This window comes from Streptomyces sp. NBC_00212, from assembly GCF_045206365.1.
Lineage (GTDB): Bacteria > Actinomycetota > Actinomycetes > Streptomycetales > Streptomycetaceae > Streptomyces.
This window is the reverse complement of sequence record NZ_CP108115.1, coordinates 4,598,127-4,622,479: the sequence shown is the minus strand read 5'-3', so window position 1 is coordinate 4,622,479 and position 24,353 is coordinate 4,598,127. Positions and strand designations below refer to the sequence as shown.

At 68.4% G+C, this 24,353-nt stretch carries 26 protein-coding genes; 10 read left to right on the top strand and 16 right to left on the bottom strand.

Features of this window, described 5'->3' with window-relative positions; all coding sequences use genetic code 11:
- Window positions 1-21: 21 nt before the first annotated feature.
- From OHA17_RS21215 to OHA17_RS21190, 6 genes are read right to left on the bottom strand one after another with little or no spacing between them, the layout of a single operon-like run.
- Window positions 22-834, bottom strand: coding sequence for an ABC transporter permease (locus OHA17_RS21215; RefSeq protein WP_406507909.1), 813 nt, complete (start codon window positions 832-834; stop codon window positions 22-24).
- The gene (gene ccmA / locus OHA17_RS21210) at window positions 831-1,562 is read right to left on the bottom strand and encodes a heme ABC exporter ATP-binding protein CcmA (protein WP_406507908.1); all 732 of its coding nucleotides are present in this window, start codon (window positions 1,560-1,562) and stop codon (window positions 831-833) included. The genes OHA17_RS21215 and ccmA overlap by 4 nt, the downstream gene beginning before the upstream one ends.
- Entirely contained in the window at window positions 1,556-2,896 is a 1,341-nt protein-coding gene (locus OHA17_RS21205; protein WP_406507907.1) for a lanthionine synthetase C family protein, read from the bottom strand. Before OHA17_RS21205 ends, ccmA begins: the two co-directional genes overlap by 7 nt.
- Window positions 2,893-5,979: a lantibiotic dehydratase gene (locus tag OHA17_RS21200; RefSeq protein WP_406507906.1), complete on the bottom strand. Its 3,087-nt coding sequence runs from the start codon at window positions 5,977-5,979 to the stop codon at window positions 2,893-2,895. The genes OHA17_RS21205 and OHA17_RS21200 overlap by 4 nt, the downstream gene beginning before the upstream one ends.
- 16 nt (window positions 5,980-5,995) lie before the next feature.
- Complete coding sequence (locus tag OHA17_RS21195) at window positions 5,996-6,976, bottom strand: LLM class flavin-dependent oxidoreductase (RefSeq protein ID WP_406507905.1); 981 nt, start codon at window positions 6,974-6,976, stop codon at window positions 5,996-5,998.
- Window positions 6,973-7,470 carry a hypothetical protein gene (locus OHA17_RS21190; protein ID WP_406507904.1) on the bottom strand — a complete coding sequence of 166 codons (498 nt, stop codon included), beginning with the start codon at window positions 7,468-7,470 and terminating at the stop codon, window positions 6,973-6,975. The genes OHA17_RS21195 and OHA17_RS21190 overlap by 4 nt, the downstream gene beginning before the upstream one ends.
- Window positions 7,471-8,043: 573 nt before the next feature.
- Between OHA17_RS21190 and OHA17_RS21185 the strand changes: the two genes are divergently transcribed.
- The gene (locus OHA17_RS21185) at window positions 8,044-8,199 is read left to right on the top strand and encodes a gallidermin/nisin family lantibiotic (RefSeq protein WP_406507903.1); all 156 of its coding nucleotides are present in this window, start codon (window positions 8,044-8,046) and stop codon (window positions 8,197-8,199) included.
- A 138-nt stretch (window positions 8,200-8,337) separates the two neighbouring features.
- Window positions 8,338-9,738 carry a cysteine--tRNA ligase gene (cysS, locus tag OHA17_RS21180; RefSeq protein WP_406507902.1) on the top strand — a complete coding sequence of 467 codons (1,401 nt, stop codon included), beginning with the start codon at window positions 8,338-8,340 and terminating at the stop codon, window positions 9,736-9,738.
- Between the two features lie 167 nt (window positions 9,739-9,905).
- Here the strand turns inward: cysS and OHA17_RS21175 are convergent, their stop codons facing one another.
- From OHA17_RS21175 to OHA17_RS21160, 4 genes are all read right to left on the bottom strand, one after another.
- Window positions 9,906-10,184 carry a hypothetical protein gene (locus OHA17_RS21175; RefSeq protein ID WP_406507901.1) on the bottom strand — a complete coding sequence of 93 codons (279 nt, stop codon included), beginning with the start codon at window positions 10,182-10,184 and terminating at the stop codon, window positions 9,906-9,908.
- 274 nt (window positions 10,185-10,458) lie between these two features.
- Window positions 10,459-10,686 carry a hypothetical protein gene (locus tag OHA17_RS21170; RefSeq protein WP_406507900.1) on the bottom strand — a complete coding sequence of 76 codons (228 nt, stop codon included), beginning with the start codon at window positions 10,684-10,686 and terminating at the stop codon, window positions 10,459-10,461.
- Window positions 10,683-11,321: an ATP-binding cassette domain-containing protein gene (locus OHA17_RS21165; RefSeq protein ID WP_406507899.1), complete on the bottom strand. Its 639-nt coding sequence runs from the start codon at window positions 11,319-11,321 to the stop codon at window positions 10,683-10,685. Before OHA17_RS21165 ends, OHA17_RS21170 begins: the two co-directional genes overlap by 4 nt.
- A 25-nt stretch (window positions 11,322-11,346) precedes the next feature.
- Window positions 11,347-11,613 carry a hypothetical protein gene (locus OHA17_RS21160; RefSeq protein ID WP_406507898.1) on the bottom strand — a complete coding sequence of 89 codons (267 nt, stop codon included), beginning with the start codon at window positions 11,611-11,613 and terminating at the stop codon, window positions 11,347-11,349.
- On the opposite strand from OHA17_RS21160, the gene OHA17_RS21155 reads away from it, so the two are divergent.
- Window positions 11,602-11,829 carry a hypothetical protein gene (locus OHA17_RS21155; protein WP_406507897.1) on the top strand — a complete coding sequence of 76 codons (228 nt, stop codon included), beginning with the start codon at window positions 11,602-11,604 and terminating at the stop codon, window positions 11,827-11,829. The two genes, OHA17_RS21160 and OHA17_RS21155, sit on opposite strands and share 12 nt — an antisense overlap.
- A 142-nt stretch (window positions 11,830-11,971) precedes the next feature.
- Here the strand turns inward: OHA17_RS21155 and OHA17_RS21150 are convergent, their stop codons facing one another.
- From OHA17_RS21150 to OHA17_RS21135, 4 genes are all read right to left on the bottom strand, one after another.
- The gene (locus OHA17_RS21150) at window positions 11,972-12,127 is read right to left on the bottom strand and encodes a hypothetical protein (protein ID WP_406507896.1); all 156 of its coding nucleotides are present in this window, start codon (window positions 12,125-12,127) and stop codon (window positions 11,972-11,974) included.
- Between the two features lie 59 nt (window positions 12,128-12,186).
- Window positions 12,187-12,762: a hypothetical protein gene (locus OHA17_RS21145; RefSeq protein WP_406507895.1), complete on the bottom strand. Its 576-nt coding sequence runs from the start codon at window positions 12,760-12,762 to the stop codon at window positions 12,187-12,189.
- Between the two features lie 306 nt (window positions 12,763-13,068).
- Window positions 13,069-13,731, bottom strand: coding sequence for a DUF4232 domain-containing protein (locus OHA17_RS21140; RefSeq protein WP_406507894.1), 663 nt, complete (start codon window positions 13,729-13,731; stop codon window positions 13,069-13,071).
- Between the two features lie 339 nt (window positions 13,732-14,070).
- A complete protein-coding gene (locus OHA17_RS21135; protein ID WP_406507893.1) occupies window positions 14,071-15,285 on the bottom strand; it encodes an alpha/beta hydrolase family protein in 1,215 nt (404 codons plus the stop codon).
- 90 nt (window positions 15,286-15,375) lie between these two features.
- Between OHA17_RS21135 and OHA17_RS21130 the strand changes: the two genes are divergently transcribed.
- A complete protein-coding gene (locus OHA17_RS21130; RefSeq protein WP_406507892.1) occupies window positions 15,376-16,008 on the top strand; it encodes a TetR/AcrR family transcriptional regulator in 633 nt (210 codons plus the stop codon).
- A gap of 160 nt (window positions 16,009-16,168) precedes the next feature.
- On the opposite strand, the gene OHA17_RS21125 is transcribed toward OHA17_RS21130, so the two are convergent.
- Entirely contained in the window at window positions 16,169-16,417 is a 249-nt protein-coding gene (locus OHA17_RS21125) for a hypothetical protein (protein ID WP_398874716.1), read from the bottom strand.
- A gap of 230 nt (window positions 16,418-16,647) precedes the next feature.
- On the opposite strand from OHA17_RS21125, the gene OHA17_RS21120 reads away from it, so the two are divergent.
- The 6 genes from OHA17_RS21120 (at window position 16,648) to OHA17_RS21095 (ending at window position 21,159) form a co-directional block, all read left to right on the top strand.
- Entirely contained in the window at window positions 16,648-17,574 is a 927-nt protein-coding gene (locus OHA17_RS21120; RefSeq protein ID WP_406507891.1) for a LysR family transcriptional regulator, read from the top strand.
- 107 nt (window positions 17,575-17,681) lie between these two features.
- Entirely contained in the window at window positions 17,682-17,843 is a 162-nt protein-coding gene (locus OHA17_RS21115; RefSeq protein ID WP_159047794.1) for a hypothetical protein, read from the top strand.
- Window positions 17,844-17,857: 14 nt separating this feature from the next.
- The gene (locus tag OHA17_RS21110) at window positions 17,858-18,511 is read left to right on the top strand and encodes a disulfide bond formation protein B (protein WP_406507890.1); all 654 of its coding nucleotides are present in this window, start codon (window positions 17,858-17,860) and stop codon (window positions 18,509-18,511) included.
- A gap of 277 nt (window positions 18,512-18,788) precedes the next feature.
- Window positions 18,789-19,208, top strand: coding sequence for a molybdopterin-binding protein (locus OHA17_RS21105; protein WP_406507889.1), 420 nt, complete (start codon window positions 18,789-18,791; stop codon window positions 19,206-19,208).
- 170 nt (window positions 19,209-19,378) lie between these two features.
- Window positions 19,379-20,368: an ATP-binding cassette domain-containing protein gene (locus OHA17_RS21100; RefSeq protein ID WP_406507888.1), complete on the top strand. Its 990-nt coding sequence runs from the start codon at window positions 19,379-19,381 to the stop codon at window positions 20,366-20,368.
- A complete protein-coding gene (locus OHA17_RS21095; RefSeq protein WP_406507887.1) occupies window positions 20,365-21,159 on the top strand; it encodes an ABC transporter permease in 795 nt (264 codons plus the stop codon). The genes OHA17_RS21100 and OHA17_RS21095 overlap by 4 nt, the downstream gene beginning before the upstream one ends.
- On the opposite strand, the gene OHA17_RS21090 is transcribed toward OHA17_RS21095, so the two are convergent.
- A complete protein-coding gene (locus tag OHA17_RS21090; protein ID WP_406507886.1) occupies window positions 21,137-24,295 on the bottom strand; it encodes an ATP-binding protein in 3,159 nt (1,052 codons plus the stop codon). The two genes, OHA17_RS21095 and OHA17_RS21090, sit on opposite strands and share 23 nt — an antisense overlap.
- Window positions 24,296-24,353 lie beyond the last annotated feature (58 nt).

Sequence of the window (24,353 nt, the reverse complement as noted above, 5' to 3'; positions counted from 1 at the left end):
TGTGTTGCGGGGACGGCCAGGTCAATATTCACCGAGTGAGCCTGCCCGGCGCGCCCTGGACATCCCGGTGGTGAACATGATCAACCCCAGGGGAAGCATCACCACTGTCCAGATGGCCATATGGCCCAATGCCGGGGCTACTTGTCCCAAGTCGGCGTTGGTGAGCAGGGATTTACGTATCCCGTCGAGCGCCTGCGTGGTGGGCAGAGCCCGTGCGACGGCTTGCAGCCAACCGGGAAGTATCGAGATCGGATACATGACGCCGGACAGCAGCGTGGTCAGGGTGGTGATGCCCCAACGCACCGGGTCTCCGCGCTTGGTGATGAGCAGCACCCCGCAGCCGGCGAGCCCGAAACTGCCCAGCGTGAGGACCAACAGCGCCAGCACTGCCAGGGTGGCCAGCAGATTCACCGAGATCGGGATGTCGAAGACCACTCCGAACAGGCCGAACATGACCACAGAACCCACCGTGGTCCCGATCAGACCGCCGGCACCGGAGTAGAGCATGACGCGGGTCAGTGGGACGGGCATCACCACCGCGGCTTCCAGGGTGCCGGTGCGCTGCTCAATCTGCAGGTGATTGCTGAACGCGCCGAGGCTGACTGCCACGAACCCGGTGAACACGGACCCGGACATCAGGAAGCTGATGATGTTGCCTCCGTATCCCTGAATCCCATTGAAAGTGTTGCCGTCCTGCAGGAACTTGCCCATCAGGAGGAACTGGACCAGCGAGATCAAGGACGTGATGGTCCCCAGGGCAATCGCGGTTCTGTAGGAGCGGCGCTCCCAGTAGATCTGGAGTACATGGACACCGAACTGCCGGACGACGTTCACCGGGCCTCCTGAAGATCTGGCCGCTCAGCCACGTCACTTGATGCACCATCAGGAACCAGACCAGAGGCTCCCGGAGTCGGCGTCGGCAGCACCTGCCCGCTCTCGATCCGCAGGAACTGCTCCGTGGCCTTGGTCAGGTCGCCCTCGTTGTGAGTGGAAAACAGCACCGAGCCGCCGCTACCTGCGTGGTCAGCGATGATGTCGTAGAACCGTGCGACGTTCTCGGCGTCGAGGTTCGCTGTCGGTTCATCGAGCAGCAACAGTGGTGGCTGCCCCAGCAGCGCCCGGGCCAGCCCGAGCCGCTTTCGCTGCCCCAAGGACAGCCGCATGAACTGTGTATCTGCGTGTTCGGCGAGTCCCACCTGGTCGAGCAGGCGCGCTATCTCCTGTTTGGCCGGAGTCCCGAACAGGTTCCGCAGCGAAGCGTAGTAGCGCAGGTTCTGCACACAGGTCAGCCGGAAGTAGAAGCTGCGCTCCGGGTAGAGGGAGACCCCGAGGTGTGTTCGCGCGGCTGTGGGACGGCGCACTATGTCGACGTCCGCTACGCGCACTGAGCCCACGGTGGGGGTGATGAGCCCGCACAGTATCTTGAGCAAAGTGGTCTTGCCCGCCCCGTTCGACCCGAGCAGTGGCACGACGCATCCGGCCGGGACCCTGAAGTCCACGTCGCTGAACACCGGGACCGGCGCCTTGCGATAGGACATTGACATGCCGGCAACGCTCAGCATGGGACGCCTCCGCACAGCATGTACTCAGCAGCGGTGATCCTGTCGCTGCCCAGAGAGACGAGAGCGACCGCAGCACCACCCGAACCCGTCAGGAATCCAGGCGAGTCCGTCTGGGCGCCAGGGACGTTGTTGTTCCTCAACCCGAATGCCGCAGTGTCATCGGCCATGGCCAGCAACTGCGCCACCGTGCCTTCGGACGGTCCGTTCCAGTGTCGTCCGTGGGCCTGGGCGACCGCAGCGATGTGGCGTTGGATACTGATCTGGCCCGCGACGCCGTGGCACAGGGACGGGTTGTCGATCTGTCGAAGTTCCAGTGGACGCCGCTCGACGGACTCCAGCAATTGGATCGCTGTGTCGAGGAACCGCACGTCCACACTCGCGCAGTTGGCGAGGGCCACCGCCCCACCGAGGTTTCCGTAGCACCAGGCAGACCTCGCCAGCCCGAGCTGTTCGTGCTGCCAGTCGGCAGGCAGCTTGAAGTAGGGCAGATCGAGTCCGTAGTCGGTTTCCACCAGGCAGTCCGTAAGCAACTCACCCAGCGCGGTCACCGCGCCGGTCACCACGGACGAACCGATTCCGCGGGAGGCTGCCGAGCCCAGGACCGAAGCAACGCCTGAAATCCCGTGGGCGAAGCCGAGGTTGAGGTAGCCGTCATGCAGATGCGGTGACCTCGTCCGTTCGATCTCCGTAATTTTCCCTGGAGGCGTCCACAGTCCCAGAGGGGGGCGGGCAACAGCCAGACGACAGAATTGGTCCAGCACTCGTTCGGTCACATGGAGACGCCGCTCGTCGCCGTCTCCCGCAGAGAGCAGGTACATCGCCGCACCGGCGAGTCCGGAGATCACGTCGTAGTTCTGGCTGGAGAGTCCCCCCGCGGAGGGCAGGGCGGCTAGCTGACGCTCGATGCGCATGGCCAGCGTCGCCTCGACATCGTGCAGTGCCCGTTGGTAGCGCTCCCCACCCCGGGAGAGGGCACGCAGCGTGTATGCGACAGCCGCCGTCCCATTGAACAGTCCAACGCCGAGGTCCACGGCGCTGGTGTAGTACGCCAACATGCTCCGGGCGTGCTCGAACGCAAGCCGGTCCCATCCGTCATCGGGCCGCAGTTCGTCGGCGGCCGAGTACATGAGGGCCATCCCGAGGTCACCCGGATCAGTGCTGAGAGGGTGCCAGACCTTGATCGGTTCCGTTGTGAACGGTTCGGGAACGGTCAGCTCGGCCAGGTCGCCACGGTAGTCGCGAATCCGGTGCAGAATCTCCCACCCGGCGGCCACCGCCTCGTCCCTGGTCCGTCCACTCATGGGTGACGAGGCCACCATTGCTTCGCCGATCACGGCCGGACCGTCCTTTCCTTGTGGGCCTCGGATCGCTTGATGACGCTGAGGAGGAACAGCGCCTGGTATTCGCGGTTCCGGGGGAGGCCCATCCGGTTGGCGAACATGTGCAGAAGGCTCTGCAGAGTCATGGCCCGCAAGTGCCACGGCATACCGCCCTTGGCAAGGGCTCGCAGAAGAGCCTGGGTGTCAGGCACCAATGCGTCGTGCAGGACCGGGCCCGCCGAGAGAGCCGCATCCGACGGCTGCCTCCGTATCAGCGGACGAATCGCCTTGCGCAGAGCCGGGCTGGTGGTGGAGAACTCCGACCTGTAGCCAGTGTTGATGAGCTCCAGCAGCTCAGTGGTCTCCTGGCTGGTGAGCTCCAGAGCCGCGAGGTAGTGATCCATCAAGTGCGCGGCATCCCGCAGTGTTTGGCCCAGCGGACCGTCGAGGTCCTCCTCGCCGTCCAGCCGGTGAGCCGCCTGCGCCAGCTCGGGAGCCAGGCACAACTGCTTTACCGAGGCGAGAAGTTGGGACTCCGTGCAGAAGATTCGCTCGGCTATGGGCATCACATCGGGCCCGCCGTACCGTTCGAGTTCCCGGACATAGGGGTCGACGTGGTAGCGGTGGGCGAGGCCGGCTCGCACGCACTCGCCAATCACCTCACGCACCTGGTCAAACGCCCCTTCCGCGGAGCGTACGCGTATGCGCACATGGTCGTCCGGATCCGCGTAACGGATGTAGAACCACTGGTCGGGGAGTTCGGCGTAGGTTGCTGCCAGCCGGGACAGGATCTCGTTCTGCTTCTCGCGGTCTCCGTAAACGCGCAGGTACCACCACTCCGTACCCGGTGCCAGGCTCCGCACGGCATCGACCGTGGTGTCGAAGTGCGGTGTGGTCGGCGGCGGCTCGACCGGCACGGGGTACCGCGCGACTGCCGAGAGCACCGCTTCGCTCGCGTATCGCCGGCCGTCGCAGTCGCGGATGATGCCCATGCGGCTCGGCTCCGGTGCTTCCGAGACACATTCCGCGCCGTCGGCCACCTCCTTGCGGAGCAGGTCACGATGGATCCGGTCCCGCAGGTGCAAGAGGAGCCGGTTGTCGAGAGTGCCGACGTAGACATAGGACGGCAGCCCTGCATCAGCGGCCCACTCCATGAGCTGCTCATCCTGTTCGTCCGGGTCACCGGACAGGACAGGGACGCGCCACGTGGGCAACGAGAGAGTCACTCCGCCGACTTCCACCCCAGGGAGGAAGCCCATGAGCAACTCCATATCGCCCCAGGTCCAAGCGGGTCGGATGGTCCCGTCCAGGGCGAGTTCTTGAATGAACCGGACGACATCGGCGGCGATTTCCGGATTGACGAGATTTGCTGTGCGGATCGCCACCGGCTTCCCGGTGGGGGCATGGACCAGGTGGAACCGACCGTCCTCTGCGCCCACCAGCAGATCTGCGAATGCGACTTGCTCGGGCGAGGCGTCCCCGGCTGCGAACACGCCGGTCGTCACCTTCAATTGGTAGTCGTACACGCTCGGCGCGACAGCCACATTGTTCACCCGGGACCGGTTGCTGACATAGTCCAGCTCACACAGGATGGCGTCAGGCTGAGCCGCTTTCTCGGCGCCGATCAGGTCTCGGACATGCGCCTCGATGTCCGGGTCGCCGTACGCAAACCTTCCACCCGCCTTGCCCGCAGGGGTGGCAAGCCCGATCGGAGAAAGAATGATCCTGATGTCTTCTTCGCCGTCACCGTCGAGCTGGAAGAACGCGTCGTAGCTCGGCGGTGGTGTCCCCGGAGGAGTGGGGAAAGCGGCGAGATCCCCCGGAGTGATCGTCACGGTGTTCGCTCCGGTGCGTCGAGCACGGTCGATCAGACCCGCCCGCAGCCGGCGCACAGCGCCCAGCCACTCCCCGTCAGCGGGCATCCCTTCGCTCGGCTGGTGCCGTGATGACGGATACCCGGCGGGGGCGCCGATGCCCTGTACGGGATCGAACATCCGGTGCAACGGGACGAGGGACCGGCCGAATTTGTCGGCGAACCGCTCGGTGTGACGCTGGAGTTCAGGGAAGCGGGCCGGCAGGAGAGACATGCGCATCATCGCGCTGACTGCCGCCTCGACCCTGGGCGCCACGCCAGCGGGAATCTGCCCCGACACCGCGATGGAAAGGTCGACCTGAAGCTGCTCCTGAGCAGCGTGGACGTCTGTGCGCAGAGCGGCGTACACGGCATTCAGTTCGTCGATTCCGCGGCCCAGAGCAGTGGCACGGTACGTCGCGATGGAATCCCGTGCTGCCCGCAGTTGCCGTGATATCTGGCCCTTGCCATCCAGGCCGGCACGCATCCAACGGGCTGTTGGATCGGTGTCGAACGCCGACGGAGTCAACTCGCTTATCAAAAGGCCGTGCTCAACGAGCTCATTGACGAAGCGGACCAGCACCTCGCTCTTGGCATCCGGGAATGCACTATTCAAACTCGCCGTTATCGCCGAAAGGGAGATCGGTTGGCGAGCCACGCCCATGACGTGTCGCACCGGAGGCGTGTATCTGACGTTGGATTTCTCATTTACTTTTCCGTCTGCTGCCTGGGGGTTCACCATGACCGCGATTCGGTCCCCGGTCACATAAGCAGTCGGATTGGCCACCACACGCATACCGTCACCAAGAGCAGCAGTTGCCGAATCGGCCAGCTGCTTGAGGTAAGAAAATCCTACGCGAGCATGCTTCCGATGTTCTTGATTCGGACCCAGCACGAGCGGCTCTTCTCCAAAGCCGACTATCGCGCTCCCACCGAAGACACCGAATGGCGTGGTACGCGTGGAGATGCGTATCGCATACTTGAGGACACCGCGATAAAGAGACTGAATCCTCTTGTCCCGCTCCCCTGCCGTGCTGCCGGCCGGGGCGGAAAGCAGTGCATCGACTTGATCGGCCAGCACAGAACTGGCCACGCGGACAGCTTCTCGAAAGATCTCGTCTGCCCATAACGCGCGCATACCGTCGAGCGGGCTCCGGTCGGCAGGCCGGCCCGGGTAGAAATCCGTGGGCCGAACGGGAGCTCGAACAAGAGCACGGTCCGAGATCTGGTAGTCAGAATTTTTCATCGCAAACTCCCAGTCATCAATGCGCTGAAACCGTGGCTGCCAGGATCTCGTTGAGATCCAGCAGCGTTTCGTCCGTGCCGTACCAGCTGTGGACGCCAGTCAGGTTGAGGATCACCTCGTCCACGCCGGCAGCAGCGTAATTACTCAAACCGTCAGCGATGCGAGATGGGCTTCCATAGAGGAATCCTCCGCAGGCGATCAATTCTTTCGCAGCCGCGACAGGATCATTCGTGGGTACCTCAGCTCCGGCTCTCCCCAACATGTCCGCGTAATGCGGAAGAACGAGGTGCCCGCCCGCCGACAGATGAGCCAGGTCGATTGAGTTGCGCCCCGGCCGTGCCACTGCCATGGGCACCGCCGCGATCACGGAGGGGCCCGTACGGCCTGCGGACTCGGCTCCCTCTGCTATTTCCGGCATCAGCGTGTGTTGCACGTACTTTGCCGGAGCCAACCAGGTGATGGCAGCGTCAGCGGCTCTGCCCGCCGCTCGGGCCATAGCCGGTCGCAGTACGCCCAGGCCGAGCTGCACACGCGGGTGCGGCACCGGAGGCAGCGGCTCACCCGGACGGAAGTAGCGGGACGTCGAGCCCTGCACCACCGGATCCCAGCGCTGCGCCAGGCAGCTCCTCGTAGCGTGCAGAAACTCCACACACGCTTCGACGGGCTTCTCGTATGCGGAGCCGAGCCGAGCCGCTTGCATCGCCCGACTGCCCGGCCCGTACCCAATCACCGCCGGTTGTCCGGTGACTGCCGCGACAGTGCGCGCTTCCAGGGCGGCCTGTGCGGGGTGCCGCAGGGGTGTGACCAGCAAGCACGTCCCGGCAGCGACCGGATAACCGGCACCTGCCAGGTAGGCGAACGTCGCCGCAGGCTCCAGTCCGTAACTCTGTCCCTGCCACAAGCGGGTGAGCTGCGAATTCTGGGCCACATAGCGCGCGAACGGCACCGCCTGTTCAACCGTTGCGGGTACCGTCGGTATCAACAGCGACAGCTTCACCGCTGCTCCCCGAAGGAAAGTCCCATGCTACGCAGGTAGGCATCTGACAAGACGGCAGAGAATGGGTCGTCGCCCACTGCTGCCGGTTCCGCGAGCTCCCAGTGGTCAATCATTCGGCTCGCGGCTTTGATCAATTCCTGGTCACCGGAGTCCAGTACGGCGCGGACCAACTTGTCCTCTATCGTCTGGCGCAAGGAGACCACGAATGGGCTGTCGCTTTCCGGAAGGCACGGCCCGCGGTAGAGAATTAATGCGTCTGCCGCTTTGCCTTCCTTCAACAGCCTGAGCACTTCCAAGGCATCCACCGTCACCGACTCGGCCAGCGAGTACCGGCGGCCCAGTGCCTCGTAGCGAACGCTGATTCCAAGACGCCGGGCGCGATACGCCAGAGTGGGCAGCGTGGAGCCGGATATATCGCGTTCGTAGATTCGGTGATGCAAACCATCCCGACTCATTGAACCACCAGCTGTGGCGAGCACAGTGATGAACTCCATCGCCTTGCTGTGGGTTACTCGGTGACCATTTACTTCGCAGCGCCCCAGAATGCTTACCCTCAACCCTGCGGGAATATTCACCGACAGTTGGGCGTCTAAGTCGAAGTGTGGCGGATGCGCGGGTACAGCGGCCCCGGACTCGTCTTTGGACTCATTTTTTGGAGCATGACAGATTGACGCCAGGTCATACATTCCCCAACCCCCGTATGTAGTGCGAGCACCCTGCCGCCCGTCCCCAGGCGCTGCAGCCCACAAGCTGACAGAAAGGGTGCGTCACATGACTGCTACATCGTAGTCGCAGTTGCGTCGTTGAGCAAAGGTCTTTTAGCGCCAGGCAACTCGTTGCTAAGTGCAAGCACTTTTGTCGGGCCCCTCATGCCTCACGCCCTACGATCCCTCTCTTGCCACTCCGGCGCCTTCAGTCAGGCACCGAAGACGGGCCCTCCAAGGGGTCGAGCCTCCCGTGAACGCCGTGTGATCCGGCCGTGAATTCCGCCTGGCAGAGTCGCTCTCAGCGAACGGGTCCTCCGCTCGCACTAGCCCTCTGCGGGCAATATCTAGAAAGGTTGAGACATGTCTGATTTTGACCTCGACGCCCAGGTTCAGGCCGCTGAAGACGTTCAGGCCGGCCCTCAGATCACGAGCTGGTCGCTCTGCACCCCGGGCTGCGTCAGCGCCGCTGGTTGCACCACCAGCGTTTGCACCCAGGGCTGCCACGTCAGCAAGTAATCAAGACGGCCCGTATCAACGGGACCTCTCCGGGTGCTCCTGCACGGCGCAGGAGCACCCGGTGCTTTTGTGAGAGCTCCAACTCCTGGGCCAGTTGCGCAAGTTAGTCGTCCACCAACACCTTGGAAGCACCCCTCCATGGCCATTCGCCTGTACGACACCAGCGCCCGGCAGATTCGTGATTTCGTCCCGCTCTCGCGGGGTTGTGTCTCGATCTACCTGTGTGGTGCCACGGTTCAGGCGGCTCCGCATATCGGGCACATCCGGTCGGGGCTGAACTTCGACATCATGCGGCGCTGGTTCGAGTACCGGGGTTATGACGTCACGTTCATCCGTAATGTCACGGACATCGACGACAAGATCATCAGGAAGTCGGGCGAGCAGGGCCGTCCGTGGTGGTCGATCGGGTACGAGAACGAGCGCGCGTTCAACGACGGCTACACCGCGCTGGGCTGCCTGGCGCCCACCTATGAGCCGCGTGCGACCGGGCACATCACCGAGATGGTCGAGATGATGCGCGGTCTGATCGAGCGTGGTCATGCCTATGAGGCGGACGGCAGCGTCTACTTCGACGTGCGTTCCTTCCCGGGCTATCTCCAGTTGTCGAACCAGGACATCGACGATCTGCGCCAGCCGGCCGAGGAGGGCATCACCGGCAAGCGGGATCCGCGGGACTTCGCGATGTGGAAGGCGACCAAGCCGGGCGAGCCGGACTGGGAGACGCCGTGGGGGCGGGGCCGGCCGGGCTGGCACCTGGAGTGCTCGGCGATGGCCCACAAGTATCTGGGCAGTGCGTTCGACATCCACGGCGGCGGCCTCGACCTGGTCTTCCCGCACCACGAGAACGAGATCGCCCAGGCCAAGGCCTACGGTGACGACTTCGCCGCCTACTGGGTGCACAACGCGTGGGTGACGATGTCCGGCGAGAAGATGTCGAAGTCGCTGGGCAACAGTGTGCTGGTCTCCGAGATGGTCAAGCAGTGGCGGCCGATCGTGCTGCGCTACTACCTGGGCACCCCGCACTACCGGTCGATGATCGAGTACAGCGAGGAGGCCCTGCGCGAGGCCGAGTCGGCGTTCGCGCGGATCGAGGGCTTCATCCAGCGTGTGGTGGAGAAGGCCGGGGGCGTTGTCGAGCCCGCCGCCCAGGTGCCGCCCGCGTTTGCGGAGGCCATGGACGACGATCTGGGCGTGCCGCAGGCCCTGGCGGTCGTCCACACCACGGTGCGTCAGGGCAACAGCGCGCTGGCCGCCGACGACAAGGAAGCCGCCACCGCCCGCCTGGCCGAGGTCCGCGCGATGCTCGGCGTGCTCGGCCTGGACCCGCTGGACTCGCACTGGGCCGGCGAGTCCGACCGGGGCGAGGACCTCCACGGGGCCGTCGACACCCTGGTACGCCTGGTCCTGGAACAGCGCGAGGCCGCCCGCTCCCGCAAGGACTGGGCCGCCGCCGACGCCATCCGCGACCAGCTCACCCAGTCCGGCCTCGTCATCGAGGACAGCCCCACCGGCCCCCGCTGGACCCTCGGCCCACGCTGAACCCACACGCGACGTGCCGCTCAACCCCAAGCCGCCCCGGCCAGTTTCCCCCGGCTGGTCGGGGCTTCACCATCGCTTGCACACCACGCAGACGGGATCCTTCGCCTTCCCAGGCATCGTGCGGACTGCTACGGTCAGCCGCCCACCCAGCCATGCCGCCTCCAGGGTCAGCTGCCATACAGGGCCAAGCGTGAAGTGTCACGGGGCTGCCGACTGCCGGTTCGGATGCAGAAGGCGAGCAGGGCGATGACGGTGAGGGCGCCGGTCCACACGAGGCTTGCGGTTACGGGTCGGAGCGGGATCGAGGGGGCCAGGGCGGCGGCGAGGCAGGTCTGCATGGGGCCGTACACCGGGAGCAGGGGGCCCAGGAACCCGTGCGGATCGGGGTTGACCAGGGGGCTTTGTGGGAGCAGGTCGAGGTTGCTGGTGACGAAGATGACGACCATGCCTTCGAGTTCACCGGGCAGGAAGAGGGCGAGGACGAGGCCGAGCGCTCCGTAGACCAGGCATGCGGTGAAGAGCCCGAGCCACAGGAACTCCGGGTGGCGGGGCGACCATACGGCCAGCGTCCATACGGTCGTGTACAGGGCGACGAGCGCGGCGGCCGAGAGCAGCGAGGTGGCCTTGGCCAGCAGGAGCGAGTGCGCGAGTCGCCGGCCGCGGTGAGCCGGCGGTCGAGGGGGCCGGCCTGGCGGCCGGCGCTGAAGGTGAGGAAGGCCGTCAGGAGCATGACCACGCGAGGCAACCGTGGATCAGGCTCACGTGGTCCGACGCGGCGGTGAGCGTCCGGCCGGTCGCGCGTAGCCGGAAGGTCAGCGAGGCGGGGGCGAAGACCTGTGGCGCGGTGAGGATCCACATCGGGATGAGGACGGCCAGCAGGAGCGCGGCGAGCCTGTTCTTGGCGAGTTCGACCAGGTTGTAGCGGGCCGCGATGCGATAGGCCTTCACCGGTCGGCTCCCTTGGCCAAGGCGGCCGCCTTGTCGCCGAGTTGAACGACGGAGTCGAGACGGTCGATGTCGTAGGCGAGGTGGGAGATGACGACGGTGGTGCGCCCGGCTGCGCGGCGGGCGGCGGCGAGGTCCCAGAAGGCCAGATAGGTCTGCCAGTCGAAGCCCTGGTAGGGCTCGTCGAGCAGTACCACGTCGGGTTCGTGCATAAGGGCGACGACGAGGTTGAGCTTCTGCCGTGTTCCGCCGCTGAGGACTTTGACGGGAACGTCCAGGTGATCGGCGAAGGCGAGCTGGTCGATCAGCTCGTGGGCGTGGTCCAGCTTCCGTAGGCCGAAGGCCTCCTGGAACAGGCTCAGGTGCTGGGACGGCGTAAGTGCATTGTTGAGAACGGGGTGTTGGGGGCAGCGGCTGAGGGTGCCCTCGATCGTGACGCTGCCCTTGTCCGGCCGAAGGTCTCCGCACAGGATGCGCAGGAGGGGGCTCTTGCCGGCGCCGTTCTCCCCGACGACGCCGACCGTCTCCCCGGAACGGATGGTGAGGGCGACGCCGGCAAGTACGACGTGTTTGCCGTACGCCTTGTGAACGTTCCGCGCGCTGAGGGCGCTTGCCGCGGAGGTGGGCGGCGCGGTCATGACCGGGAGCCCCGTGGCTGAGGCGTCATCGCCGGGGGCAGGGACTCCAGCAGCGTGTTGACGCGGGGGAGCACGGGGCGCGAGGAGGCGGCTTGCCGTCGAGCAGGTGCAGGGCCCACACCATGGCGCTGGCACGACCCGCCGCGTTCGCCGCGGTGAACATGGTGGTGACGTTGTCGCGCACCTCGCGGTCGCTCATCGGCTCCCCCGCGTCGTCACGTGCCGCCATGAGCATGGAGAGGATGTCCGCGTGATCCTCGCCGGAGCGGTGGTAAAGGGCGTGATCGGCCATGCTCTCGGGGCGGCGGGTGCGATCCAGGCGGCGTACACGGTCCTCGCCCTGCGCCGTCGGACCGTGCCGCCCGTGGCGAACTTCGAGGGCCAGGACGGCGATCACGAGCTGGACATCGTCGTCGGCCGACCGCGGCCGGCGACCAAGAACGCGGGCCTCAGCTCCTCGTTCGGCTTCGGCGTCCAGAACGCGGTCCTGTTGTTCACCACCGACTGACGCGAACCGGGCGCGGTGGAAACCGCCGGTGACAACCGTCGCCAGGGGGATGCCGTGCGTCTCGACGATCAGGTGCTGGGCCGGTGGTCGCGGTTGGCCGGCGGAGCCCGGATTCGGGCCCTTCCGGTTCACGCTGATTGACTCACCGTCGCTGCCACCAGCGGGCAACACCGCCGATGGCGGCCGCGGTGGCGATGGCCAGTACCCATCCGAGCCAGCCGCCTACCTGATTCACCAGCACCCCCGCCGCGCAGGCTGCTGCCACGATCGCGAGAGCCCTGATTCGGTTTGTACTCATGCGAGCCTCGGTCATTCGTATCGCTCCCGGTTCAACGCCGTGCCGACAGACAACCGTGCTCAGCAGGTGGAAAGGCCACTTGCGGCCCCGGCGATGGCACCGACCCCGGCTCCGGCCACCGCGCCCGGCGCACACCCGGTCTCCGCGTCTGCCACGCAGCCGCCCACCGCGCCGCCGACGGCGTAGCCCTTTGACGCCTTGCCGACGCAGTTGACCCAGCCCCAGAACCCGTACGTCTCGATCAGGGGAGCCAGGTGTCCCTTGACCGAACCACCCCTGATGTCGACATGCTGGTGAACCGTCCGTCCCTTGACGGTCCACGTCACCTTGTGTGTTGTACCGGCGGCGTCGATCACGTCCTGCGGGGTGAACTTCATGACGGGCTTGTCCGCGGAGTTGGCGTACTCGAACCCGCCGTTGGGGCCCGAGACGATGTGCAGGCCGACGGGCGGCGTGATCTTCCAGACGGTGTCCCGGACGAACGTGGTGTCCTTGCCGCCCGGGGCCAGCAGATTGTCCACGTCCCCCTGGACGGTCGTTGCGCTGCCGGGAGTTGAGGCGTAGGCCCCGGTGGCTCCGCCCAGAATCCCGGCTATCAGTGCGGTGCCGGTGGCGTAATGTGCGAGTGTGCGCATGCTGAATCCCGTTTGTTGTGCTTTCGCGGCAGGTGGTCGTTCCGCCGCACTCGCACCGTAGGCACGGGAGATCACGGAGCTCAACTGGGGCATTCCAGGAGGAGTTTGCCGAACACTCGCGATTCCACCCTGGGGCGGCGAGAGCAACGCAGAATTCGCGTGAGAAGGTCACGGGGCTCTCACAACACAGGCGGCGCGCAGCCCTCGACCAGGGCTCCGGCGGCCAGGACGTCGAGGTGCCGGACGTTCTGGTTGCACCAGCGCAGGGCTGCGGTGCAACTCGCGTGTCCGAACAGGATCCTTGGCCTACTTGGTCGTGTGCGTGGGGTAGACCTCGACGTCGGTGTAGGCGCCCTTGATCTTCCCCGCGCCCGCGGGCCAGTTCAGGGTCACGGTGTGGGTCTCGTTCGGGGGTGTCACCTGGAGGTTGGTCGGGTTCGAGAGGCTGTGGCCGCTGTTGTCGATGGTGTAGGCGAGGTCGAAGACGGCGGCGTCGCCGGGCTTCAGGGTGGTGATGCGCGGCTGGGCCGGGCCGCGCCCGATGGGGTTCGAGGTGTTGTCGGCGTCCTTGATGTCGACGCCCGCGAAGCCCGTCGCCGAGCAGGTGGTCGAACCCCGGTTGACCATGGTGATGTTGATCCTGCCGGAGGTCTTGTCGGGGGCGGCGTTAGTGGCGTCGATGGCCAGGTCCTCCGTCTTGCAGAACGTGGACTTGCCGCCGGTCTTCGCCGTGCCGCCGGCGGCGCCGGCTTCGGCGCCCTTGCCGGAGCCCGACTTCGCGTTGCCGGCCTGAGGCTTCGAGGTGCCGTCCGACGTCGAGGCGCCGTCCGAGGACGAAGAAGGCGCGGACGGGGAGCTCTTGGAGGACGACGAGTCGTTCCCGGAGCCGTCGTCGTTGCCACAGGCGGTGAGCGAGAGGGTGGCGGCGAGCCCTATGGCGGCGAGAGCTGCGACGCGGGTGTACTTCATGGTGTTCCCCCAGACGTGGCGCGGTGCGTGCGGTCGGAAGTATTTGTATCTCGCATCGAGTTACAGGCGGTCTTCCGCGACGTCTTCGTTCTGTCACAGGCTTATTGGCTTCACGGTCCGCCGAGGCGCCACCGTGCGGTCGCCAAGGCGCCGCCCGATCATCGAGAACTCCGCGCTGGCCTGGTCAGCCCCCGGATTGGAGTACCGAGGGCCGAACTCCCTTGTGCCGGGCGGGAGATGGTCTGCCCGGTACGGAGGAGTTCGGCTACAGCGGCAGCCCTCGGGGGCGCGGCTGTGAGGTGGGCGCCGCCGGGGCCGGCCGGGATTCCTGGCCCGGACTCAGTGGTTGAGGGTGGTGTCGAGCCAGTCGAGGATGCGGCCCATGGCCAGGCGCTGGGCGCCGGTGTGGCAGTGGGCTCCGGCGCCTTCCGCGACGGTGAAGAGCTGGAGGGTCTTGGGGCAGCTGAGGTGGTCGTAGAGCTGCTGGGCCTGACCGGCGAAGAACAGGTCGTCCTCGGCCTCGCACACCAGGGTGGGGCAGGTGATCTTCTCGGCGATTCCGTCGGCCAGGGTGTAGTCCAGGTAGGACGCCAGGAACTGACGCGGGGTCGCCACGTCCATGGCGTACGAGCCATGCGTGATCGCCCAGCGCGCCGTCGAATCCGTCTTCATCAGGGCTTCGATCGCCGCGTCGATCTCGGGCGCGTGCTCGGCCCGCAGCAGCGCCTCGGCCTCGGGGCGGGGCATGGGGAGGTTCTTGGTGCTGATCTGCCCGAGGTCGTAGACGCCGTCGACGGCGATCACTGCGGCAAGGCGGTGTTCGAAGGCGGCCGCGCGGGGGGCGAGGAGGCCGCCCATGCTCAGTCCGAGCAGGCTGATGCGTTCGGAGTCGACTTCGGGGCGGGTGTCGGTCAGCCAGTCCACGACCGGGGTGATCACGCTCTCCCAGTCCGGGCGGAAGGGCAGCCCGTCGTGGAAGCGGGCGGCGGGCTGGCCGGGGCCGTCGAACGTCAGGACGTGGTAGCCGCGCTCCAGGCCCGCCGCACCACCGAAGAAGTACATCTCCTCGGCCGAGCCGTCGAAGCCGTTGTGCATGACGATCGTCGGCGCGGGGGCGTCGCCGGGGGCCCGGTAGAAGTAGCCCCGCAGCACCGTGCCCTCGAACGGGATCTCCACCGGCTCGATCTTCGGCTCGAAGAGGCGGGCGGCGGCGTGGAAGCAGTCGACCGAGCGCTCGTAGGAGGCGGCGATGCGCGGGTCGTCGGGGTTGCCGTGGAGGAAGAACTCCGCCGAGCGGAAGTAGTTGCTCGCCCGCAGGAAGGCGTCCCGCGCCGTGACGCGGTGCCCGCCCGCGAGCGCCGTCCGGGCTTCGGTGGCGGTGCGCTCGGCGGTGGCCGACCACTGCTCGTACCAGCTGTCGTAGTCCCCCGCGGTGATCTTCTCGGCGGTCGCGACGACCTCGCCGAAGTCGGAGCCGCCGTAGGCGGCGTGGCCCAGCGCCCGCAGGGTCTCGTACCAGAACTGCGGGTCGTCCTCGAACAGCATCGGCTTCATGACAGCTCCCCTAACGCAAGAATGATTGCGTTAGGAAGGTAGCGCGGCCGAACCGGCAAACGCAAGAAGCAGTGCGTTAGTGTTTTGGCCATGAACGAGGACGACAGAGCCGGCGAGCACGAGGCCGAGCCCGACAGCCGGCCCGGGCCGGAGAACCAGCCGCGTCGCCGCACCGGCGGACGCAGTGCCCGCGTGCGGGAGGCCGTCCTCAAGGCGACGGCGGAACTCATCGCCGAACAGGGCCACGAACGCATCCCGATCGCCGAGATCGCGGAACGCTCCGGGGTCCACCAGACGTCCATCTACCGCCGCTGGCGCACCACCAACGCCATCGTGCTCGACCTCTCCCAGGAGCGCCTCTCGTCCGTGTCGGCCATCCCCGACACCGGGAGCCTGCGCGGAGACCTGCTCGCGTACGCCCACCGGGCGGCCGCCTCGCTGGAGGGGCCGGACGCGGCCGTCCTCCTGCGCGCCCTCATCGCCGCGCGCACCGAAGCCCCGGACACGGGCAGCGCCCCGAACGCCCTGGCATCGCGCGGGCAGGACCTCCAGGCCATGCTCGACCGGGCGGTGTCACGCGGAGAACCCCGCCTGCGGATGACCGACGTCCTGGACGGGATCCTCGCGCCGCTCTACCTCCGCACCCTCTTCCGCGTCCCCGGCATCGACGACGCCTACCTCGACTCCCTCGTCACCAAAACCCTGACGGCGGCGGCCACTTGACCCGACGGCCGGATCGGGGGCCGACCGCCGCGCCGCGTGCGGACAGCGGGTGCGGGCGGTGCGCATGGACAGGGCCCGGCGCCGGGCTTCTCGCCCGGGCGCCGGGCCCTTAATCGGTAAGCGGCGTTACACGATTCCCAGTTGCTCAGTGATGACCGTGTCAGCAGCTGGAGCCGACACCGTCGAACTGTGCGCCTGGGTTGCCCTCACCGTTGAGTGCGTTGCCCAGAAGGCCGTTGAGCAACCCGACCTGACCGAGGATGTCGATGTTCAGGTCATGGGTCTTGCACCAATGGCCGCCGTGGCCGTGGCCACCGTCTGCACCTTGGGCGGTTGCGGTGCCGCTGGCTATGAGGCTCAGGCCCCCGAGCATGGCGGCCGCGACAGCGGCCTTGTGAAGCTTGCGCATTGCTCCTCCTTGGTTCGACTGGAGCGCACCATCAAAAGATCCACTTTGCGCTCATTCCGGAGGCTAATCCGATATCTCCCGCAGCGCTCATCGAAGCTGCCATATGGGTTCCTGAGGCTCAATCAGGGGCGGCGCGAGGGCGGTCCCGGGCCGCCCTCGACGTGGCCGGTGGCGGCAGACGCAGCGCTGACAGCAATGGCAGCCAACCGATGCGCCCATAGAATGGCTCTATGCCCCTCCCGCCCCGCGTCCCGGACCTCACCGCCCTTGACCTGCTGCTCAGCGTCATCGAACTGGGCAGCCTCGGGCGGGCCGCCGAGGCGCACGGGATCACCCAGCCCTCGGCCAGCTCCCGCATCCGCCACCTGGAGAAACTGGTCGGGCTGCCCGTCCTCGAACGCACCACGCTCGGCTCCCGGCCCACCCCGGCCGGGTCCCTGGTCGCCGAATGGGCCCGTACCGTGATCGACGCGGCGCAGCAGCTCGGCGCGGGGATCGACACCCTGCGCGCGGAGCGCGACTCGCACCTGCATGTGGCGGCCAGTCAGACCATCGCCGAATACCTCTTCCCGCGCTGGCTGATGTCCCTGCGCGCCCGCACTCCGGGGACCTCCATCGCGCTGCGGTCGGGCAATTCGGCGGAGGTGGCCCAGGCGGTTCTGGAGGGGCGGGCCGAGATCGGGTTCATCGAGAGCCCGCGCGCTCCCAAGGGCCTGGAGAGCCGCCTCGTGGCCCGCGACCGGCTCGTCGTCGTGGTCGCCCCGGGCCACCCGTGGGCGCGGCGCACCGCGATCACTCTCGACGAGCTGGCCGCGACCCCGCTGATCCACCGGGAGGCCGGATCCGGCACCCGGACCTCCTTCGAACGGGCCGTCACCGCGCAGCTCCCCGACTGGCGGACCGCTCCCCTCCTGGAGCTGTCCTCCACCACCGCCATCAAGACCGCCGCGGCTTCCGGAGCGGGCCCGGCCGTGCTCAGCTCCCTCGCGGTCCAGGCGGAGCTCGCCTCCGCCACCCTCAGGGCCGTCCCGATCACCGGCCTCGACCTGAGCCGCTCGCTCCGCGCCATCTGGCCCACCGGCCGACGCCCCACGGGCCCCGCCCGCGACCTGTACGCCATCGCACACCGGCCGGAGGCCGCCCCGGCGAGGGCATAGAACGGTTCTATGGATGCATCGGTCCGTTGCGGCTACCCGCCCCGCGCCGGCAGGCGGAGGGTGGAGGAAGAAAAGAACAACGGACCCCCCGATGAAGCTGGGACCTCATGTACACCCTCCTCTTCCTCCTCATCTTCCTGTGTGTGATGGCAGTGCTCCGCGACTGGCCGGCCCGCTCCCGCAGCCTGCTCTGGGCCGGGACCCTGGTCGCCACGGCGATCGCGTTCCTCCCCCACGTCATCACCCACACCTTCCACATCGCCCTCTGAGGGGGAGAGTTCCCATGGCAACCACCACCGTGACCACCGCCGTGTCCACCGACGCGTCCACCACCAGCCCCGTCCGGCTCTCCAACCGGCTGGGCCTCTGGTTCGCCCACGCCTACGTCATCGGGCTGTGCGGCACCCTCGCGGGCGCCTACTTCTTCCAGTTCGGGCTGTGGGAGTACCCCTGCCCCATGTGTCTGCTGCAGCGGATGTTCTTCCTGCTCAGCGCGGTGGGCCCCGCCTGGATCATCGCCCGCTCCCGCAAGGGCGAGGTGACCACCCGCGAGTGGGCCTCCGGATGGGGCTGGGCCATCGTGGCCGCCCTCATCGGCAGCACCGTCTCGGCCGCCCAGGTCCTGATGCACATCGTGCCCCCCGACCCCGGCTACGCCGGCGCCCTGTTCGGCCTGCACCTGTACACCTGGGCCCTGATCGCCTTCCTCGGCGCAGCCGTGGCCGCCGCGGCCGCCCTCTTCCTCACTCCCCAGTCCGAGCCCCTGAACGCCACCGCCACCTCGCCCGCGTTGCGCAGGGCCGCCACCGTCACCCTGGCCGTGATCACCGTCTTCGCCGCCAGCAACCTGATCGCCTGCTTCCTGCTCCAGGGCATCAACTGGCAGCTGTCCGGCGACCCCACCAGCTACCAGCTCTTCACCGACCTGGGCCTCTGACGGCCCGGGGCCACGCTGCCACCACCCCGCCCCTCTCCGCCCAGGCGGGGTGGGGCGGATCCGACCGCCGAGACAGGGTCCAAAGCCCCCATACCGCCGGGCCGCACGGTCCAAGAAACTCGGGCCGTTCGGGACCGTCGAATCTGCCACCCTCGCCGCCGAATGAGGCTCGCGGATGCGACACCCTTCGAAACGCGGCCCCCGGGCGCCGATAGCGTGAACCATGTTGCAGGCCAAAGCCTGACAAATCGGCACCACCTACGTGAGGCGTTTCTTCATGAGCCTGAGCATCCGCAACCAGATCGCCGGCACCGTCACCGCCGTCACCCCCGGCGAGGTCATGGCGACCGTCAAGGTCCGTCTCGACGGCGGCCAGGACATCACCGCCGCGATCACCCTGGAGGCCGTCAAGGAGCTCGGCCTCGCCGAGGGGGCCGCGGTCAAGACCCTGATCAAGTCCACCGAGGTCTCGCTGGCCACCGGCCCGGTCGAGGGCCTGTCCATCCGCAACCAGATCCCGGGCACCATCGCCGACGTCGCCACCGGTGGCGCCATGGCCTCCGTCAAGGTCGACGTCCAGGGCGGCGAGCTCACCGCCGCGATCACCAAGGACGCCGTCACCGACCTGAACCTGACCGCCGGCACCTCCGTCGTCGCACTGATCAAGTCGACCGAGATCTCCCTCGCCGCCGCCTGATCGCCCCACCGCACGTACGCCGATGGGCCTCGTACCCGACCGGGTACCGGGCCCATCAGCATGTGTGGGCGAGGGGGACGCCTTGCCCGCAGGCGCCGGACTCACCCGGCCGGGGCCCCTGAAACCCGGCTGAAACCGCGTTGAACCCGGTCCGCCGCAAGCTCTGCGGCATGACCTCAACGACGAACGAAACCGCGATCGCGGCCACCGGGCTGCGGAAGGCCTACGGGGACAAGACCGTCCTCGACGGCATCGACCTCCACGTCCCGGCCGGCACCGTCTTCTCGCTGCTCGGCCCGAACGGCGCCGGCAAGACCACCGCCGTGCAGATCCTCTCCACGCTGATCAGCGCCGACGCCGGCGAGCTGTGGGTCGCCGGACACGACCTGGCCTCCCACGCCCAGTCGGTGCGCGCCGCGATCGGGGTGACCGGGCAGTTCTCGGCGGTGGACAACCTGATCACCGGCGAGGAGAACATGCTGCTCATGGCGGACCTGAACCACCTGTCCCGCCGCGAGGGGCGCCGGGTGACCGCCGAGCTCCTCGAACGCTTCGACCTGGTCGAGGCCGCGAAGAAGCCCGCCTCCACCTACTCCGGCGGCATGCGCCGGCGCCTCGACATCGCCATGACGCTGGTCGGCAGCCCGCGGATCATCTTCCTCGACGAGCCGACCACCGGCCTCGACCCGCGCAGCCGGCACAACATGTGGAACATCATCCGCGGCCTCGTCGCGGGCGGCGTGACCGTGTTCCTCACCACCCAGTACCTGGACGAGGCCGACGAACTCGCCGACCGGATCGCGGTGTTGAACGGCGGCAAGCTCGTCGCCCAGGGCACCGCGAGCGAGCTCAAGCGGCTCGTCCCCGGCGGCCACGTCCGGCTCCGCTTCACCGACCCGGCCGCGTACCAGAGCGCCGCCGTCGCGCTGCGCGAGGCGACCCGCGACGACGAGTCGCTCTCGCTGCAGATTCCGAGCGGCGGCAGCCAGCGCGAGCTGCGGGCCATCCTCGACTGGCTCGACTCCGCCGCCATCGAGGCGGACGAGCTCACCGTCCACACCCCCGACCTCGACGACGTGTTCTTCGCCCTGACCAGCCACCCCACCGCCCCCGTCGCCACCGTCCCGGCCGGTGCCGCCCAGAAGGAGACCGTCCGATGAGCTCCCTGTCCCTCGCCGTACGCGACTGCTCGACGATGCTGCGCCGCAACCTGCTGCACGCCCGGCGCTACCCGTCGCTCACCCTGAACCTGCTGCTCACGCCAATCATGCTGCTGCTGCTCTTCGTCTACATCTTCGGCGACACCATGAGCATGGGCATCGGCGGCGGCGGCCCCGACCGCGCCAAGTACATCGCCTACATCGTCCCCGGGCTGCTCCTGATGACCATCGGCAGCACCGTGGTCGGCACCGCGATCTCCGTCTCCAACGACATGACCGAGGGCATCCTCGCCCGCTTCCGCACCATGGCGATCCACCGCGGCTCGGTCATCGTCGGACACGTCATCGGCAGCGTGCTGCAGTCGATCCTCAGCGTGGTCGTCGTCGGCGCGGTCGGCGTGGCCATCGGCTTCCGCTCCACCGACGCCTCCGTCCTGGAGTGGTTCGCGGCCTTCGGGCTGCTCGTGCTCTTCTCCCTCTCGCTGACCTGGATCGCCGTCGGCATGGGCCTGATCAGCCCGAACGTCGAGGCCGCCAGCAACAACGCGATGCCGCTGGTCCTGCTGCCGCTGCTGTCCAGCGCGTTCGTGCCGCTCCACTCGATGCCGGGCTGGTTCCAGCCGATCGCCCAGTACCAGCCCTTCACCCCCGCCATCGAGACCCTGCGCGGCCTGCTCCTCGGCACCGAGATCGGCAACAACGGATGGCTCGCCATCGCCTGGGCTCTCGGCCTCACCGTGCTCGGCTACTTCTGGTCGAAGGCGAAGTTCAATCAGGATCCGCAGCGCTGATGCCGCGCAGCAACCGCACGGCGGCCGCCTCCAGGTCGCTCCGCCCCAGGGCGGCGTACTCCGACACCGCGTCGGCGTACGCCGCCCCGTCGGCGTTCTCGGCGGACTCGCGGGACCGGGCGGTGGACATCGTCGGGAACTCCCGGTGCACGCGCAGCCGTTCGGAGAGCGCGAGCAGGCGTACGCCCACGGTGGTGTTGCCCTTCGTGATCTCGACGAGGCCGACGGCCAGCAGCACCGTTCCGGCGACCGGCAGCTCGGTGGAGCTGCCCTCGGCTCTCGGGCCGGCCAGCAACTCCATGACCCGTACGTGCAGTTGGGCGGCCAGCTCGGCAGCCGGTTCAAGACGGCCGTGCCGGGCGTGCGCGGCCACGGCCGCCGACTGGACCTGAAGGGACCACGCCTGCACGAACGGGTCGTTGGCGTGCAGCGCGTCGACGCCGCGGAGCTGCGCCACCGCCTGCCGCCACAGGCCGAGGCCCAGTTCGGTCAGGCCCCGCAGCAGCGCGATCTCCGCACGGTTCGCGAGATCCGGGCTGAAGGCCCGCACCGACTCCGGCTCCGCCTCAAGGGTCGCCAGGTTCAGCCAGCGCTCCGCCTCGTCGACGTCTCCGAGCTGGAGACACGCGAGTACGAGCCCCCAGCGCACGCCGATCGCGTCGTGCCAGCCGGCCGAGTCGGACCAGTCCCCGGTCCGCTCCAGGACGCTCAGCGCGGCCATCAGATGCTGGTGCGCCTCCTCGCCGCGCTCGCTCTGCAGGCACAGCTCGCTGATGCGGCTGTGGCCGAGCATCTCGGTGGCCGGATTGCGCACCTGCGTCAGGGCGTCGAGACCCCGGCGGGCCGAGTCCAGCGCACGGTCCATCTCGTGGTCGTGCTCCCACACATAGCTGGCGATGCACTCGGCGACGCCCGCGAGCAGCGGGTGCTCGGATTCGCACAGTTCGAGCAGCTGCGTGTAGTGCGGCGGACGCACCTCGGGCAGCACGCGCAGGACCCGGTCCAGAGCCCTGATCAGGGTGTCCGGCTCGGCGGCCGGCAGCCTGCGCAGGGTCACCAACTGGCGTACGGCGTGCGGCCCGTAGCCCATGAACAGGCTCAGCGCGCACACCACCGCGGCGCTGCGGGCCGACTCGACGTCCTCGGGGCCCGGCCGGAAGTGGGAGAGCGGCCCGGCGCTGTCGGCGGCGAGATCAGTCAGGCGCATGTAGTTGGAGTCGGTGGCCCAGAGGGAGGCGAGCACGGCGGTGAGGGCCGCGATGGCGGGACGGTCGTCACGGGCCAGCGCGTGCCGCAGGGCGAGGACGAGGTTGTCCTGCTCGGTCCTGATCAGCTCCCAGCCGTTCAGGCCGTCGGAGCTGAACAGGGCGTCGTTGTGCTCCCGGCCGAAGTCCCGTGCCCAGCCGAGGAACCGGTCGGTGACCAGCTCCTCCTCGCACGCCTCCGCGCGGCGGCCGGCACTGAACTCCCGTACGGTCTCCAGCATGTGGAAGCGCACCCCGGACGCGGTGTCGGCCGCCTTGATCAGCGACTGGTCGGCGAGCTGCTCAAGGAGGAACAGCGCGTCCGCGTCGGCCAGTACGTGCTCGGCCGCGTCCTCGGTGAAGCCGCCGGGGAACACCGACAGGGCGCGCAGCGCGGCCTGGGCCTCGGGTTCCAGGAGGTTCCAGCTCCACTCGACGACGGCGCGCAGGGTGCGGTGGCGTTCCGGTACGTCCCTTCCGCCGCCGCGCAGCAGCGCGAACCGGTCCCGCAGCCGGCGGGCGATCTCGGGCACGGACAGCACCCGGACCCGGGCCGCGGCCAGCTCGACCGCGAGCGGCAGGCCGTCCAGCTGGCGGCACAGCTCCTGGACCGCCGGCTCCGGCAGCTCCGCGTCGGGCCGCGCGGCGCGGGCCCGCTGGCGGAACAGTTCCACGGTGGAGACGAGGCCGAGCTCCGGCAGCGCGTACACGGACTCCGACGTCAGGCCGAGCGGCGCCCGGCTGGTGGCGAGCACCCGCAGCTCCTTCGAGCGCGACACCAGGGCCCGCACCAGCTCGGCGGCGCCCCGGATGACGTGCTCGCAGTTGTCGAGCACGAGCAGCGCGGGACCCTGGCCGAGCGCGCCGACGATGCCGGTGACGATCCCGGCGGGGCCCGGTGTGCGCAGGGCGACGCCGAGCACCGAGGCGACCTCGGCGGCCACGTCGTCGTCGAGGGTGACACCGGCGAGCGGCACGAAGTGCACCACCCGCTGCTCGGCCGCGCGGGCCACCGCATGGGCGAGCCGGGTCTTGCCGAGCCCGCCCGGGCCGACGACGGTGGCGACCCGGGCGCTGCGCAGCAGCCCGGTGACCGCGGCGACGTCGGCGTCCCGGCCGAGCAGCGGGTTCGGCTCGTGCAGCACGCCGTGCCGCACGACGGGAGCCTCGCCGCGCAGCAACTCCTGGTGAATCTCCTTGAGTTCACCGCCCGGGTCGGCCCCGAGCTCGTCCCGCAGGGCACGGCGGTAGGAGTCGTACCGGGTGAGCGCGGCGGCGGGCCCCGCGGTGGCGGCCTCGCAGCGTATGAGTTCGGCCAACACCTCCTCGTCCCGGGGCAGTTCGCGGGCGAGCTGGACCAGCGGCTTGACGGCGTCCGCCCGCCTGCCGACCCGGGCGAGGGCGAGCGCCCGGGCCCGGGCGAGGGAGCGGTACGTCGCGGCCCGCGCGAGACAGAGCGCGGCGACGGGATCGATCAGCTCCTCCCCGTCGGCGCTCACGACGACCCCGTCCCACAGGGCGAGCCCGGCCTCGGCCTCGGCCAGCGCCTCGCCGTGCTCGCCGGCCCGGGCCCGCGCCTCGCTCGCCGCGGCGTGCAGCAGCAGGGCGGAACTGTCGACCTGGTCCTCGGCGAGCGCGAGCCGGTACCCGGCCGGGGTGCTGGCGATGACATCCGGCCCGAGCTGCGCCCGCACCCGCGAGACGAGGACCTGTACGGCCTTGCCCGGCCGCTCGGGCTGCTCCTCGGGCCACAGCCCCTCGACGAGGCGCCCGGTGCTGCACCCCGCCCGCAGATCTTCGGCAAGCAGCGCGAGGAGGCCGCGCAGCCGGGGGGCGGTCACTTCCTGGCCCCGGTAGGCGACGCGCGTAAGCAAGGTCAACTCGGTGGTCACCCGTGCAGAGTAGCCAGCAACGGCGGCCCGGGCCCCCTCGCGGGCCGTCCCCCCGAAA

Bases quoted from the DNA above. Each gene is read 5' to 3' on its own strand.
- OHA17_RS21175 (WP_406507901.1), bottom strand. From the start codon at position 10,184: ATGGTCGTCATCTTCGTCACCAGCAACCTCGACCTGCTCCCACAAAGC.
- OHA17_RS21145 (WP_406507895.1), bottom strand. From the start codon at position 12,762: ATGCGCACACTCGCACATTACGCCACCGGCACCGCACTGATAGCCGGG.
- OHA17_RS21120 (WP_406507891.1), top strand. From the start codon at position 16,648: ATGCCCCTCCCGCCCCGCGTCCCGGACCTCACCGCCCTTGACCTGCTG.
- cysS (WP_406507902.1), top strand. From the start codon at position 8,338: ATGGCCATTCGCCTGTACGACACCAGCGCCCGGCAGATTCGTGATTTC.
- OHA17_RS21150 (WP_406507896.1), bottom strand. From the start codon at position 12,127: ATGAGTACAAACCGAATCAGGGCTCTCGCGATCGTGGCAGCAGCCTGC.
- OHA17_RS21100 (WP_406507888.1), top strand. From the start codon at position 19,379: ATGACCTCAACGACGAACGAAACCGCGATCGCGGCCACCGGGCTGCGG.
- OHA17_RS21105 (WP_406507889.1), top strand. From the start codon at position 18,789: ATGAGCCTGAGCATCCGCAACCAGATCGCCGGCACCGTCACCGCCGTC.
- OHA17_RS21135 (WP_406507893.1), bottom strand. From the start codon at position 15,285: ATGAAGCCGATGCTGTTCGAGGACGACCCGCAGTTCTGGTACGAGACC.
- ccmA (WP_406507908.1), bottom strand. From the start codon at position 1,562: ATGCTGAGCGTTGCCGGCATGTCAATGTCCTATCGCAAGGCGCCGGTC.
- OHA17_RS21130 (WP_406507892.1), top strand. From the start codon at position 15,376: ATGAACGAGGACGACAGAGCCGGCGAGCACGAGGCCGAGCCCGACAGC.
- OHA17_RS21110 (WP_406507890.1), top strand. From the start codon at position 17,858: ATGGCAACCACCACCGTGACCACCGCCGTGTCCACCGACGCGTCCACC.
- OHA17_RS21125 (WP_398874716.1), bottom strand. From the start codon at position 16,417: ATGCGCAAGCTTCACAAGGCCGCTGTCGCGGCCGCCATGCTCGGGGGC.
- OHA17_RS21185 (WP_406507903.1), top strand. From the start codon at position 8,044: ATGTCTGATTTTGACCTCGACGCCCAGGTTCAGGCCGCTGAAGACGTT.
- OHA17_RS21165 (WP_406507899.1), bottom strand. From the start codon at position 11,321: ATGACCGCGCCGCCCACCTCCGCGGCAAGCGCCCTCAGCGCGCGGAAC.
- OHA17_RS21095 (WP_406507887.1), top strand. From the start codon at position 20,365: ATGAGCTCCCTGTCCCTCGCCGTACGCGACTGCTCGACGATGCTGCGC.
- OHA17_RS21200 (WP_406507906.1), bottom strand. From the start codon at position 5,979: ATGAAAAATTCTGACTACCAGATCTCGGACCGTGCTCTTGTTCGAGCT.
- OHA17_RS21115 (WP_159047794.1), top strand. From the start codon at position 17,682: ATGTACACCCTCCTCTTCCTCCTCATCTTCCTGTGTGTGATGGCAGTG.
- OHA17_RS21140 (WP_406507894.1), bottom strand. From the start codon at position 13,731: ATGAAGTACACCCGCGTCGCAGCTCTCGCCGCCATAGGGCTCGCCGCC.
- OHA17_RS21160 (WP_406507898.1), bottom strand. From the start codon at position 11,613: ATGGCCGATCACGCCCTTTACCACCGCTCCGGCGAGGATCACGCGGAC.
- OHA17_RS21190 (WP_406507904.1), bottom strand. From the start codon at position 7,470: ATGGAGTTCATCACTGTGCTCGCCACAGCTGGTGGTTCAATGAGTCGG.